Here is a 12,458-nt window from a genome sequence, read left to right as displayed (position 1 = left end):
CAGCGCCGGTCTTCGATCGAAGCGCCCGGTTCGTACGGCGTCGCCGCGCTCTCAACCACCGGAAGCCACTACCGAGGACCGGCCCGCAGGCGTCACGGGGCACGCTTGCTGCGCGGACGCGGGGCCTTTCTCGGTTGTTCAGTTGTGACGCTGTTCAGTTGTGAAGCGATGGCGCGGCGGCCCGCAGCGGCGGTCTGTCGCCGGAGGAGCGCTCATTCGCGCCATAGGCGAAGGGAGCGGCGCGAGCCGCTCCCTTCCAGTTTATCGGCGCAGTCCGAGCCGCTCGATGAGCGAGCGGTAGCGCGCGATGTCCTTGCTCTGCAGGTACTTCAGCAGCCTGCGCCTGCGGCCGACGAGCAGCAGCAGCCCGCGCTGGCTGTGGAAGTCGTGCTTGTGGACCTTCATGTGCTCGGTGAGGTCACTGATCCGCTTGCTGAGCAGGGCGATCTGCACCTCCGGGGACCCGGTGTCGCCGTCCACGGTGGAGTACTCAGCGATGATCGACTTCTTGGCGGCGGTGTCGAGGGACACGGCTCTCCTTTTTCTTCCATGGGCACGCGATAGATGCGGATGACGCCCGAAACGACCGTGCGTACCTACAGTCGCCGTGGCGGAGCCGGAAGGCAGCATTCAACGCCGCCCCTACCGAGCTGACATGTAAGGCTACCATCACGCATCGCAGCCACGTCACATCGCCGCATCCGGCCTGGCAGGGGCGCGGGCCGCCGCCGTTCGGATCGGCCGTTCAGCCGATCGGATCGGCCGATCCGCTCAGCCGATCAGCCCGTCAGCCGCAGGGTTTCCGCGATGTCGGCGCGCATCTGGTCGATCAGCGCGTCGATGCTCTCGAACTTGGTGTGGTCGCGCAGCCGGTGGCCGAATTCGACGGCCACGTGCGTGCCGTACAGGTCGAGGTCGTCACGGCCGACGACGTGGGCCTCGACGGTGCGGACCGCGCCGTCGAAGGTTGGGTTGGTGCCGATGGAGATCGCCGAGGACCAGCGCTCGCCGCCGTAGGCGGCGGGCACGTCGTCGCGCGGGACGCACCGCAGCCACCCGGCGTAGACGCCGTCGGCGGGGATCGCGGTGTGCGGCGGCGACTCGACGTTGGCGGTGGGCACGCCGAGCTTGCGCCCGCGCTGGTGGCCACGGACGACCACGCCCTCCACGCGGTGCGGGCGCCCCAGCACCTCGGAGGCCGCCTCGACCTCGCCCGCGTCGAGCGAGCGGCGCACGAGGCTGGAGGAGGCCGGCTCGGCCCCCTCACCGGGCGCGTTGACCAGCGGGACGGTCTCCACCGTGAAGTCGTACTTCTCGCCGAGCGCGCGCAGCGCCTCGACGTCGCCCGCGGCCCGGTGGCCGAACCGGAAGTCCACACCCACCACCACGACGGCGGCGCGCAGCCCGTCGGCCAGCACGACCTGGGCGAACTTCTCAGGCGTCAGCGCGGAGAACTCGACCGTGAACGGCACGACGCACACCTCGTCGAGCCCGAGGTCCTCGAAGATCTCCATCCGGTGACGCTGCGTGGTCAGCCTCGGCGGGTGGGTGCCGGGCAGCAGGATCTCCTCCGGGTGCACGTCGAAGGTGACGGCCACGGAGGGAATGCCGCGCTCGCCGGCGACCTCGGCCACACGGCCCAGCACCCGCTGATGACCACGGTGGATCCCGTCGAACACGCCGATGGTGACCACGGACCTGCCCAGGTCGTCGGGCACATCGTCCAGCCCGTGCCAGCTTCGCACGTTGACCTCGATCCTGTCGGTAATCCCTGCGACAGCACATTTCCCGGGACAAGACTGCCATGCGCGCGGATCTCGCGCGGCACCGGGCCTCCCACACGCCTCGGCCGGACCGTCCTGGCCGGTGGAGCCCGGCCATTATAATCGCCCGGTACCGAACTGGTTCTCGCGCGCGAATCCGCCCGGGCCAGTGCGTCCGCTCCGAGCGAATCAGGTCGATGGCAAGCTACGCACTTCTGATCCTTCCCGCGTTCAACCGCGTCTACGGCGAGAGCGCGATCCGGCTCACCCAGGGCGAGCTGGAGGTCTTCAACCGGGCCGTGCTCGGCGGCCGGGCCACCGGCCTCCGGGAGACCCGCATCGGCGGGGTGCCCTACGTCACCTTCGAGGCCGATCGGCTGGGCGAGACCGACGTCCGGTTCCTATCGAACCTGTCGTCGATGTACGCCCTGTTCGAGCGGGAGGGCGAGCTGCTGCGGCCGATCGAGGTCCGGCCGCTGGACGTCTTCCCGAGTGACCTGATCACCATCCTGAAGTACGCCGGCAAGACCAACGAGCACTTCACCAGGCTGCTGCTCAACGTCACCGCGCTGTCGGCGGCGCGCCCCGCGGACATGCTGGAGCGCAAGCTGTCGGTCCTCGACCCGATGTGCGGCCGGGGCACCACGCTGAACCAGGCCCTGATGTACGGCTACGACGCCACCGGCATCGACCTGGACGGCAAGGACTTCGACGCCTACAGCGCCTTCCTGCGCACCTGGCTGAAGAACCACCGCCTCAAGCACGCCGCCGAGACCGCCCCGGTCAGGCGTGAGCGCGCCCTGGTCGGCAGGCGCTTCCACGTCGAGATCGGGCGTTCCAAGGAGCGCTACAAGGCGGGCGAGGTCGACCGGATCACCATGATCAGCGCCGACACGCTGCGCAGCCGCGAGCTGCTGCGCGCCCGGTCGTTCGACCTGCTCGTCACCGACGCCCCCTACGGCGTGCAGCACGGCACCAGGGGCGGCGGCGGGCTCGCCCGCAGCCCGCTGGGGCTGCTGCGGCAGGCCGTACCGCTCTGGCGGGAGCTGGTGCGCCCCGGCGGCGCGATCGGCATCTCCTTCAACACCTACGTCGCCAAGCGCGACGAACTCGCGGACGTCCTCGCCGGCAGCGGCCTTGAGGTGCTCGACGACGCGGCCTACCGTGCCTTCGAGCACCGGGTCGATCAGGCGATCGTCCGCGACATCCTGGTCGCCAGGGTGCCCGGCGACGCCGCGCGCCGCTAGGGGGCGAAGACCACCAGCGGCCTGGCGACCTTGCCGTTCTCCTCCAGCAGCGCGATCAGCGAGCCGTCGGGGCCGAACGCGCCGACCGGCCCGGGGCCCAGCCCGGCGGCGGACGGGCGCCCGCCGTGGGAGACGAGCCTGGCCTCGTCGGGCGTCAGGTCGCGGCGCGGGAACGCCGCCGTGACCGCCTCGCCGATCGGCAGGATCACGCACTCCTTGGCCAGTTCCTCGATGGTGCGAGCGCCGTCCAGCGTGTACGGCCCGACACGGGTGCGCCGCAGCGCGGTGAGGTGGCCGCCGACACCGAGTCCCTCGCCGAGGTCGCGGGCCAGCGAGCGGATGTAGGTGCCGCTGGAGCAGTCCACCGACACCTCGATGTCGATCAGTTCGCCCTCCCGGCGCACCGCGAGGACCTCGAAGGAGGACACGGTCACCGGGCGGGCCGCCAGTTCGACGGTCTCCCCCGCCCTGGCGCGCCGGTAGGCCCGCTCGCCGTTCACCTTGATGGCGCTGACCTGCGGCGGGACCTGCATGATCCGACCGGTCAGGGCGGCGACCCCGGCGGCGATCGCCTCGTCGGTCACCTGCCCGGCGTCGGCCGACGACAGCGGCTCTCCCTCGGCGTCGTCGGTGCTGGTGGTCTGGCCGAGGCGGATGGTGCCCTGGTACGACTTCTCGGTGAGCGCCAGGTGCCCGAGCAGCTTGGTGGCCCGCTCCACGCCGATCACCAGCACGCCGGTGGCCATCGGGTCCAGCGTGCCCGCGTGGCCGACCTTCCTGGTGCCGGCCAGGCCGCGCAGCTTGCCGACCACGTCGTGGGAGGTCCAGCCGGCCGGTTTGTCCACGATGACCAGGCCACTGGGCGGCGGGGTCCGCTGGGGGCGAGCCCTACTCGTCATGATCGTCCTAACGGTGTTCGCTGGTCAGTCCGTGGTGAGCAGGCCGCGCAGGGTGGCGACGGTCTCCTCGACGGGTTGATGGGAGGTGAAACCGGCGGCACGGGCGTGCCCGCCGCCGCCGAGCGCCTGACAGGCGCGGCCAACGTCGATCGCGCCCTTGGACCTGGTGGAGACCTGCCAGGCGCCCTCGTCGTCCTCCTTGAGAACCACCGCGACCTCCGCCTCGTCGGCCCGGCGCACGATGTCGATCATGCCTTCCACCTCGTCGTACGGCAGCGCGTACACCGAGCGGTCCAGCCGCGTGACGTAGGTCCAGACCATGCCCAGGCCCTCGGCGGCCTCGCCGTCGAGCATCACCCGAGACAGCGCGGTGCCGAGCACCCGCAGGTAGCCGAACGGCGAGCGGTCCCAGAGGTCTCTGGCGATCTGGTCGGTGCGCAGCCCGGTCGCGATCAGCCGGCCCGCCATCGCGTGCACCTCCGGAGTGGTGGAGGCGTACTTGAACGAGCCGGTGTCGGTCACCAGGCCGGTGTACAGGCAGGTCGCGATGTCCAGATCGACCGGGACGCCGAGGCGGTGGATCAGCTCCTCCGTCAGCACGGCGGTCGCGGCGACGGCCGGGTCGATCAGGCTCATCGTGCCGAAGCCGGTGTTGGAGGGGTGGTGGTCCACCACGATCAGCTCACGGGCCTTGGCCGCGTTCTCGCCGAGCAGGCCGAGCCGCTCGACGGTGGACGAGTCGAAGGTCATCATGAGCGCGGGCGCGGCCGGGTAGGCCGCCGGGCCGACGAGCAGTTCCTGGCCGGGCAGGAAGCGCAGCAGCCGGGGCACCTCGAACCGGTTGTCGCCGAAGGAGGCGACGACCCGCTTGCCGAGGGCCGCGAGCGCCTGTCCCATGGCGAGCATGGAGCCCAGGGCGTCGCCGTCCGGGGAGACGTGACAGGCGAGCGCGATCTCCTCGGTGCCGGACACGAGGTCTACGGCCCGCTGCCAGGTGGCCTCGGGAACCGCGCCCGAGGCCGGGCCGATGTGCTCGGAGGTCACGTCGCGGAGTGTCCCGCCCGGTCGGAGGACTCCTCGTCGGAGTACTCGTGCTCGGCGGCCTCCTCGTCGGTCTCCGGCCTGCGGTAGGGATCGGCGTCTCCGGCGTGGCTCGCGCCCTCGGCCCGTTTGGCGATCTCGGCGTCCCTGGCCCGCGCCTCGGCGAGCAGGCCGTCGAGGTGCTTGGCCGAGTCGGGCAGCGGGTCGTGCTTGAACGTCAGCGTCGGGGTGTGCCGCAGGCCGGTCTGGCGGCCGACCTCGGAGCGGATCACGCCCTTGGCGCTCTCCAGCGCCGCGGCGCTGTCCGCACGCTCGGCGTCGGACCCGAAGACCGTGTAGAAGACCGTGGCATCGCGCAGGTCGGCGGTGATCCGTGCGTCGGTGACCGTCACGAAGCCCAAACGCGGATCCTTGATCCGGCGCTCCAGCATCTCCGCCACGATCTGCTGGATCCGATCGGCCAGCTTGCGCGCGCGGGCGGCGTCCATGGTGGCTCCCCCTCATCGTGCGGGCCCGCCGTACGGCGTGCCCGCCTTGCGACGCGACCGGCTCGGAGGGCGGCTCCGGCCGGTCGCGGTGGCTTCAGTCCTCTTCTTCGTTGTTGTAGAGCCGCTGTCGTGCGGACAGCAGCTCGATCTCCGGGCGGCCGGCGACGAGTCGCTCGCACGCCTCCAGCACCTCGCGGCAGTTGGCCGCCTCGGCTGAGACGACCGCCACGCCGATCAGCGCGCGCCGGTGGAGGTCCTGGTGGCCGGTCTCGGCGACGGCGACGCCCGGAAACCGCCGTTGCACCTCGGCGACGATGGGCCGCACCGCGGAGCGCTTCTGCTTCAGGGAGCGGACATCGCCGAGCAGGATGTCTAGTGTCAGGGCACCAACGTACATGGCAGTGTGCACGCACCGCGATACCCGTCCCCTGGAGGGGTGAACCCACGTCGCCGCAGGTCACACCCTCCAGGGTCGGGATCGGTGTCAGGCGCGCGGCTTCTCCCGCATCTCGAAGGTCTCGATGACGTCGTCGAGCTTGATGTCGTTGTAGCCGACCCCGATACCGCACTCGAAGCCCTCGCGGACCTCGGTCGCGTCGTCCTTGAAGCGACGCAGCGAGGACACCGTGAGGTTGTCCGCCACCACCGCGCCGTCGCGGATGATCCGGGCCTTGCTGTTCCTGACGATCGTGCCCGAGCGGACCAGACAGCCCGCGACGTTGCCGATCTTCGGCACCCGGAAGACCTCGCGGACTTCGGCGGTGCCCATCTGGACCTCTTCGAACTCCGGCTTCAGCATGCCCTTCAGGGCCGCCTCTACTTCCTCGATCGCCTGGTAGATGACCGAGTAGTAGCGGATGTCCACGCCCTCGCGCTCGGCGAGGTCGCGTGCCCGGACCTCCGGGCGGACGTTGAAGCCGATGATCACCGCGTTGTCGTCGGCGATCGCCAGGTTGACGTCGTACTCGGTGATCGCACCGACCGCGCGGTGCAGCACCCGGAGGGTGACCTCGTCGCCGACGTCGATCTTGAGCAGGGCGTCCTCAAGGGCCTCCACCGAACCGGAGACGTCACCCTTGATGATCAGCTTGAGCTCGTTGACCTGGCCCTTCTCCATGTCCTTGAAGATCTCTTCAAGGCTGCGCCGGCGGCCGGACCTGGCCATGTCGGCGCTGCGCTGACGAGCCGCCCGCTGCTGGGCGATCTGACGCGCCATCCGGTCGTCGCTGACCACGATGAAGTTGTCACCGGCGCTCGGAACCGCGGTCAGACCCATCACCAGGACCGGCCGCGACGGGTCGGCCTCGGCGACCGGGTCGCCGTTGTCGTCGAGCATGGCCCGGACCCGGCCGAACGCGTCGCCACAGACGATCGAGTCGCCGACGCGCAGCGTGCCGCGCTGGACCAGGACGGTGGCCACCGGGCCGCGCCCACGGTCGAGGTGTGCCTCGATGGCGATGCCCTGGGCGTCCATCGACGGGTTGGCCCGCAGGTCGAGCTCGGCGTCGGCGGTCAGCAGGATCGACTCCAGCAGACCTTCGATGCCGGTGCCGTTGAGCGCGGAGATGTCGGCGAACAGCGTCGAGCCGCCGTACTCCTCGGCCACCAGCCCGTACTCGGTGAGCTGGCCGCGGACCTTGCTCGGGTCGGCGCCCTCGCGGTCGATCTTGTTGACCGCGACCACGATCGGCACGTTGGCCGCCTGGGCGTGGTTGAGCGCCTCGATGGTCTGCGGCTTCACACCGTCGTCGGCCGCCACCACGAGAACCGCGATGTCGGTCGCCTGGGCGCCTCGGGCACGCATGGCGGTGAACGCCTCGTGACCCGGGGTGTCGATGAAGGTGATCTTCCGCTCTCGGCCCTCGTGCTCGGTCTCGACCTGGTAGGCACCGATGTGCTGGGTGATGCCACCGGCCTCGCGCGCCGCCACGTTGGTCTTGCGGATGGCGTCGAGGAGCTTGGTCTTACCGTGGTCGACGTGACCCATGACGGTCACGACCGGCGGACGCGGCGCGAGATCGTCCTCGTCGCCCTCGTCCTCGCCGAACTCGATGTCGAAGGACTCGAGAAGCTCGCGGTCCTCCTCCTCCGGGCTGACGACCTGGATGACGTAGTCGAGCTCGGCGCCGAGAAGCTGCAGCGTCTCCTCGTTCACCGACTGCGTGGCGGTCACCATCTCGCCCAGGTGCATCATGATCTGCACCAGGGACGCGGGGTTCGCACCGATCTTGTCGGCGAAGTCGGAGAGCGACGCGCCGCGCGGAAGCCGGATGGCCTGGCCACCGCCACGCGGTACCTGCACGCCACCGATCGCCGGGGCCTGCATGTTGTCGAACTCTTGACGACGCTGCCTCTTGGACTTGCGCCCACGGGCCGGACGACCGCCGGGACGCCCGAAGGCGCCGGCCGTGCCGCCACCGCGGCCCCTGCCGCCGGGACGACCGGCGAAGCCGCCGCCACCGCCGCCGGGAGCACCGCCACCGCCGCCGGGACGCGTGCCGGTGCCGCCGCTACGGCCGGCGAAGCCGCCGCCACCGCCACCCGGACGACCGCCACCGCCGCCACCGCCACCCGGACGACCGCCACCGCCGCCACCACCGGGACGGCCACCGCCACCGCCGCCACCGGGGCCCGGACGACCGGGACCGCCACCGGCGACAGGGCGCTGCGGCATCATCATCGGGTTGGGCCGGGGACCGCCGGGACGCGGACCGCCCGCGCCGGGACCCGGACGAGGACCGCCGGGACCAGGCCGCGGACCACCGGGGCCGGGAGCGCCGGAACGCCCTGCGGGCGGACGGGGCATCGCGCCGTCGCGCGGCCCCTGGCCGCCGCCGGGACGCGGCTCACGGGTGCCGGGGCCGCCGCCTTCGCGCGGGCCGCCGTCACGACCGCCCTGACGCGGCGGACGGGGCTGGCCCATGCCGCTGGCGTTGGACGAGAACGGGTTGTTGCCCGGACGCGGGCCACGGGGACCCGGACGCGGACCGGGCTTGCCGCCGCGGTCGCCGCCGGGCCGCCCACCGCCGGGGGCGGGGGCCGACTGGCGGTCCTGCTGGCCACCGGGACGCGGCGCGGGCCTCGGACCCGGCTTGGGACCGGGCCCAGGGCGCTGCGAGGGACCCGACGGACGGCCCGCGTCGGACCGCTGCTGACCGCTCGGCTGCTGGCCGCTCGGGGCCTGCTGCTGCGGGACCGGCGGCACCGGCGGGACCGGGGTCTGCGGCACCTGAGGCACCTGCGGGACCTGCGGCTGCGCGGGCTGCTGCTGCTGACCCTGCTGGCCGGGCGGCGCGGGCACGGGCGGACGCCCGCCCGGGCCGGGACGCGGCCCCGGCTTGGGGCCAGGCTTGGGAACGTTTCCGATCGACGCCTGCGGGGCGCCGTTGCCGGCACGGGGGGCACCCGGCCGGGGGGTCGTCCGCTGGGACGACCTGGATCTGTCGGACGAGCCTTTCGACCCACCCGAGAAAGCTTCGGTGAGCTTGCGGACCACCGGCGCCTCGATGGTGGAGGACGCCGACCGCACGAACTCGCCCATCTCTTGGAGCTTGGCCATCACGACCTTGCTCTCTACGCCGAACTCCTTGGCGAGCTCGTAGACCCGGACCTTCGCCACTGCACTCCCTTACTCGGCCCGGGAGGCGGTAGCCGCCGGACCGTCGCTACCTAGACGTGTTCATCGCCGCATGCTCATCAGGCGCTCATCGCTATCTGACCCGCCCATCAACTCGGCGTCCTACATGACAGTTGGCAACCTTCACGCGGTTCCTCCAGCATCGTCTCGCTCCTCCAGGTAGGCCCGCAAACGCGTTGAGTCGAGCGGTCCAGCGACGCGAAACGCGCGCGGAAACGCTCGGCGACGCTCGGCGAGCTCCAGACAACCTTGGGCGGGATGCAGTGACGCACCCCGGCCCGGCAGCCGTCTTCGCGGGTCGGGGACGAGGACGCCCTCGACCGCCACCAGGCGGAGCAGCTCGGACTTGACCGTGCGAACCCGGCAGCCCACGCAGGTTCTCAGCGGGGCCGCCTGGCCACCATATTCCAGCTTACCTTGCCGACGCATCGTGGGGACCGGCGGCATCGCCGACCGCGGTGTCCGGGCGGATGTCGATTCGCCACCCGGTGAGGCGCGCGGCGAGCCGAGCGTTCTGCCCCTCTTTGCCGATCGCGAGCGACAACTGGTAGTCGGGCACGGTGACCCTGGCCACTCTGGCGTCGGCATTCACCACTTCTACATGCGAAACACGAGCCGGAGAGAGCGCATTCCCGACGAACTCCGCCGGGGACTCCGACCAGTCGATAATGTCGATCTTCTCGCCGTGCAGCTCGGTCATGACGTTACGGACTCGTGATCCCATGGGGCCGATGCAGGCCCCCTTGGCGTTGACCCCGGGGCGCCGCGACCGGACGGCGATCTTGGTGCGGTGGCCGGCCTCGCGCGCCACGGCCGCGATCTCGACCGTGCCGTCGGCGATCTCGGGGACCTCCAGCGCGAACAGCTTCTTCACCAGACCCGGGTGGGTGCGCGACAGCGTGACCGAGGGGCCCTTGTGGCCCTTCTTCACCTGCACCACGTAGCAGCGGATGCGCTCGCCGTGGGTGTAGTCCTCGCCGGGGACCTGCTCGTTGTGCGGGAGCACCGCCTCGATCTTGCCGAGGTCGACCAGGACCACGCGGGGATCCTTGCCCTGCTGGATGATGCCGGCGACCAGCTCGCCCTCGCGGCTGGCGAACTCGCCGAAGTTGATCTCGTCCTCCGCGTCGCGGAGCTGCTGGAGGATGACCTGCTTGGCGGTGGTCGCGGCGATGCGGCTGAAGTTGCCCGGGGTGTCGTCGTACTCCCTGGCGATCTCGCCCGCGTCGTCTACCTCTGCGGCCCAGATCGTCACGTGCCCGGACTGGCGGTCGAGCTCGGCCCTGGCCTTGGGAGCGGCGCCCTCGGTACGGAAGTACGCGATGAGCAGCGCGTCCTCGATCGCCTTGACGACCAGGTCGAAGGAGATGTCCTTCTCCCGCTCCAGGCTGCGCAGAACGCTCATGTCGATGTCCACGAGGCTCCCCCTTGGCCTTCGTCGCCGTCATCTTCGGTGCCGTCGCCCTCGTCGGCGCGGCGGAACTCGACCTGCACCCGGCCCCGGGTGAGGTCCTGATACTCGAACCGGCGCGGCTCTCCCGAGACGTCGAGCTCCACGCCCTCGTCGTCGGCCGCGCGCACCCGGCCCTCCACCGCGCCGCCCTCGCGCAGCTCCGCGGACACCAGCCGCCCGGCGGCGCGCCGCCAGTGCCGGGGCTCGGTCAGCGGGCGGTCGACCCCCGGGGAGGTGACCTCAAGGACATAGGGCGCGGCGCCCATGGCGTCTCCGTCGTCGAGCGCCTTGGAGATCGCCTGGCTGACGTCGGCCACGTCGTCGAGACTCACGCCGCCGTCGCGGTCGACGATGACGCGCAGGACCCGGCGCTTGCCCGCCGGGGTGACCGTGACGTCCTCCAGATCGAGGCCCTCTGCGGAAACCACGGGATCGAGGACCTTCATCAGGCGGTCACGGGACACGTCCCTTCCCATGCCGACCTCCTATTGTCACGATCTCAATCGGGCGGACCTCGCCCATGCGGTTTACCAGCCTATCCACACCCAGGCATGGAAAAGCGCCACTCGCTGCGGCGAGCCCGTCGAAGAGCCGCGCCGCCCTGTGCTCGGTGCGGGGAACCCGTGCCCGGCGAGCCGTACCATGCTAGGGGCATGTAGGCGGCACCCGTCCCGGTATCGCCGGATGCCCGCGTCCGTCGCTCGTCTCCGGGAGGCCCGTCCGTGCGTCCGCCCCGCCTGACCCGGCGCGCCCTGCTCCAAGGCGGAGCCGCCGCCGGCCTGGCCCTGGTGGCCGCGTCCGGCTGCGCCGGCGAGCAGGCGCCCGTGGCCCCGCCGCCGCCCGACCCCCAGGTCGTGCTGCTGCGCGAGCTGATCGCCGAGAAGGAGCGGACCATCGAGCTCTACAGCCGCGCCGCCGAGGACGACGACGACCTGCTGCCCTTCCGTGACCGCCACCGGGCGCACCTGGCGGAGCTGAGACGCCGCCTGCCGCCCGAGGCGAGCCCCTCGCCCTCAGGTGCCGGGAAGGCCGCGGCGACGCCCCTGGCGGTCTCCACGGCCACGCCGGAGGCCGCCGAGCCGGTCTCCCGGGCCCGCCTGCGCGAGGCCGAGAGCAAGGCCGCCGCCGCGCGGCCCGGGCAGCTCGCGTCGGCCGCGCCGTCGCTCGCCCAGCTCCTGGCCAGCATCGGCGCGTGCGAGGCCGCGCACGCCGTGGCCTTGTCGAGGTCGCTGTGAGCGCCCTCACGGGCCTGCTGAAGGCGCTGGCGGCCGAGCACGCCGCGGTCTACGCCTACGGCCTCATCGCGGCCCGGTCGAGCGGGACGCTGCGCTCGTCGGCCACCCGCGCCTATCAGGCGCACCGCGCCGAGCGCGACCGGCTCCGCACGATGATCACCGAGCGGGGCGGCTCGCCGAGCGAGGCCGAGGCATCGTACGCGCTGCCTTTCACGCCCGGCTCGGCGTCCGAGGCCACGCGGCTGGCCGCGCTGGTCGAGAACGGCGTGACCGCCGCCTACCTGGAGCTGGTCGCGACCGAGGAGCCCGCCGTGCGCCAGCGCGCCGCCCGGGCCGTGCAGGAATCGGTCATCAGGGCGTACGGCTTCCACCCCGAGATCACGGCGCTGCCCGGCCTGCGGCCGGGCGAGTGAGCGGCACCGAACCTTTACAGAAGACGACATATCGCGCGATCTGCGGGTAGCTGACAGCCACGAACGTCTCTAGGAGGCAGACTCATGGGCTGGAGCTATCGCAAATCCCTAAGGTTCGGGCCTTTCCGCTTAAATCTCTCCCGTGGCGGCGTGGGCCACAGCTGGGGCAACCGCCTGTTCCGCGTCACCCGCAACGCCGACGGCAGGCGCACGCTGTCGGTCAACCTCCCCGGCGGCTTCCACTGGCGTAAGACCACCGGCGACCGCCGCCGCTGAGATCAG

14 protein-coding genes are annotated in these 12,458 nt (G+C 71.6%); 4 read left to right on the top strand and 10 right to left on the bottom strand.

Features of this window, described 5'->3' with window-relative positions; all coding sequences use genetic code 11:
- Positions 1-261: 261 nt before the first annotated feature.
- Positions 262-531 carry a 30S ribosomal protein S15 gene (rpsO, locus tag P3X83_RS15425; RefSeq protein ID WP_277305739.1) on the bottom strand — a complete coding sequence of 90 codons (270 nt, stop codon included), beginning with the start codon at positions 529-531 and terminating at the stop codon, positions 262-264.
- A 248-nt stretch (positions 532-779) separates the two neighbouring features.
- Positions 780-1,745 carry a bifunctional riboflavin kinase/FAD synthetase gene (locus tag P3X83_RS15420; protein ID WP_277305738.1) on the bottom strand — a complete coding sequence of 322 codons (966 nt, stop codon included), beginning with the start codon at positions 1,743-1,745 and terminating at the stop codon, positions 780-782.
- Between the two features lie 215 nt (positions 1,746-1,960).
- On the opposite strand from P3X83_RS15420, the gene P3X83_RS15415 reads away from it, so the two are divergent.
- Positions 1,961-3,010, top strand: coding sequence for an SAM-dependent methyltransferase (locus P3X83_RS15415; RefSeq protein ID WP_277305737.1), 1,050 nt, complete (start codon positions 1,961-1,963; stop codon positions 3,008-3,010).
- Here P3X83_RS15415 and truB read toward each other — a convergent pair.
- The 8 genes from truB to rimP all read right to left on the bottom strand — a co-directional run bounded on the left by truB (position 3,007) and on the right by rimP (position 11,004).
- A complete protein-coding gene (gene truB, locus P3X83_RS15410; RefSeq protein ID WP_277305736.1) occupies positions 3,007-3,909 on the bottom strand; it encodes a tRNA pseudouridine(55) synthase TruB in 903 nt (300 codons plus the stop codon). The two genes, P3X83_RS15415 and truB, sit on opposite strands and share 4 nt — an antisense overlap.
- Positions 3,910-3,933: 24 nt before the next feature.
- A complete protein-coding gene (locus P3X83_RS15405) occupies positions 3,934-4,953 on the bottom strand; it encodes a DHH family phosphoesterase (RefSeq protein ID WP_277305735.1) in 1,020 nt (339 codons plus the stop codon).
- Complete coding sequence (rbfA, locus tag P3X83_RS15400; RefSeq protein ID WP_277305734.1) at positions 4,950-5,438, bottom strand: 30S ribosome-binding factor RbfA; 489 nt, start codon at positions 5,436-5,438, stop codon at positions 4,950-4,952. The genes P3X83_RS15405 and rbfA overlap by 4 nt, the downstream gene beginning before the upstream one ends.
- Before the next feature lie 94 nt (positions 5,439-5,532).
- Positions 5,533-5,835 (bottom strand): DUF503 domain-containing protein, encoded by a 303-nt coding sequence (locus P3X83_RS15395; protein WP_277305733.1) that lies wholly within the window; start codon positions 5,833-5,835, stop codon positions 5,533-5,535.
- Between the two features lie 87 nt (positions 5,836-5,922).
- Positions 5,923-9,057: a translation initiation factor IF-2 gene (gene infB, locus P3X83_RS15390; RefSeq protein WP_277305732.1), complete on the bottom strand. Its 3,135-nt coding sequence runs from the start codon at positions 9,055-9,057 to the stop codon at positions 5,923-5,925.
- A 141-nt stretch (positions 9,058-9,198) separates the two neighbouring features.
- Positions 9,199-9,504, bottom strand: coding sequence for a YlxR family protein (locus P3X83_RS15385; RefSeq protein WP_277305731.1), 306 nt, complete (start codon positions 9,502-9,504; stop codon positions 9,199-9,201).
- Positions 9,488-10,480, bottom strand: coding sequence for a transcription termination factor NusA (nusA, locus tag P3X83_RS15380; RefSeq protein ID WP_277305907.1), 993 nt, complete (start codon positions 10,478-10,480; stop codon positions 9,488-9,490). Before nusA ends, P3X83_RS15385 begins: the two co-directional genes overlap by 17 nt.
- A complete protein-coding gene (rimP, locus tag P3X83_RS15375) occupies positions 10,477-11,004 on the bottom strand; it encodes a ribosome maturation factor RimP (protein ID WP_277305730.1) in 528 nt (175 codons plus the stop codon). The genes nusA and rimP overlap by 4 nt, the downstream gene beginning before the upstream one ends.
- Positions 11,005-11,250: 246 nt before the next feature.
- Between rimP and P3X83_RS15370 the strand changes: the two genes are divergently transcribed.
- The 3 genes from P3X83_RS15370 to P3X83_RS15360 all read left to right on the top strand — a co-directional run bounded on the left by P3X83_RS15370 (position 11,251) and on the right by P3X83_RS15360 (position 12,452).
- A complete protein-coding gene (locus P3X83_RS15370; protein ID WP_277305729.1) occupies positions 11,251-11,763 on the top strand; it encodes a twin-arginine translocation signal domain-containing protein in 513 nt (170 codons plus the stop codon).
- Entirely contained in the window at positions 11,760-12,176 is a 417-nt protein-coding gene (locus P3X83_RS15365; protein WP_277305728.1) for a ferritin-like domain-containing protein, read from the top strand. The genes P3X83_RS15370 and P3X83_RS15365 overlap by 4 nt, the downstream gene beginning before the upstream one ends.
- An 84-nt stretch (positions 12,177-12,260) precedes the next feature.
- Positions 12,261-12,452, top strand: coding sequence for a DUF4236 domain-containing protein (locus P3X83_RS15360; protein ID WP_277305727.1), 192 nt, complete (start codon positions 12,261-12,263; stop codon positions 12,450-12,452).
- The last annotated feature ends 6 nt before the right edge of the window (positions 12,453-12,458 follow it).

Origin of the sequence: Spongiactinospora sp. TRM90649, from assembly GCF_029382225.1 — a bacterium.
In the GTDB taxonomy this organism is placed as follows: domain Bacteria; phylum Actinomycetota; class Actinomycetes; order Streptosporangiales; family Streptosporangiaceae; genus Spongiactinospora.
This window is presented reverse-complemented; position numbering and strand designations above follow the sequence as displayed.

Bases quoted from the DNA above. Each gene is read 5' to 3' on its own strand.
- P3X83_RS15415 (WP_277305737.1), top strand. From the start codon at position 1,961: ATGGCAAGCTACGCACTTCTGATCCTTCCCGCGTTCAACCGCGTCTAC.
- truB (WP_277305736.1), bottom strand. From the start codon at position 3,909: ATGACGAGTAGGGCTCGCCCCCAGCGGACCCCGCCGCCCAGTGGCCTG.
- rbfA (WP_277305734.1), bottom strand. From the start codon at position 5,438: ATGGACGCCGCCCGCGCGCGCAAGCTGGCCGATCGGATCCAGCAGATC.
- P3X83_RS15395 (WP_277305733.1), bottom strand. From the start codon at position 5,835: ATGTACGTTGGTGCCCTGACACTAGACATCCTGCTCGGCGATGTCCGC.
- P3X83_RS15385 (WP_277305731.1), bottom strand. From the start codon at position 9,504: ATGCGTCGGCAAGGTAAGCTGGAATATGGTGGCCAGGCGGCCCCGCTG.
- nusA (WP_277305907.1), bottom strand. From the start codon at position 10,480: ATGAGCGTTCTGCGCAGCCTGGAGCGGGAGAAGGACATCTCCTTCGAC.
- rimP (WP_277305730.1), bottom strand. From the start codon at position 11,004: ATGGGAAGGGACGTGTCCCGTGACCGCCTGATGAAGGTCCTCGATCCC.
- P3X83_RS15360 (WP_277305727.1), top strand. From the start codon at position 12,261: ATGGGCTGGAGCTATCGCAAATCCCTAAGGTTCGGGCCTTTCCGCTTA.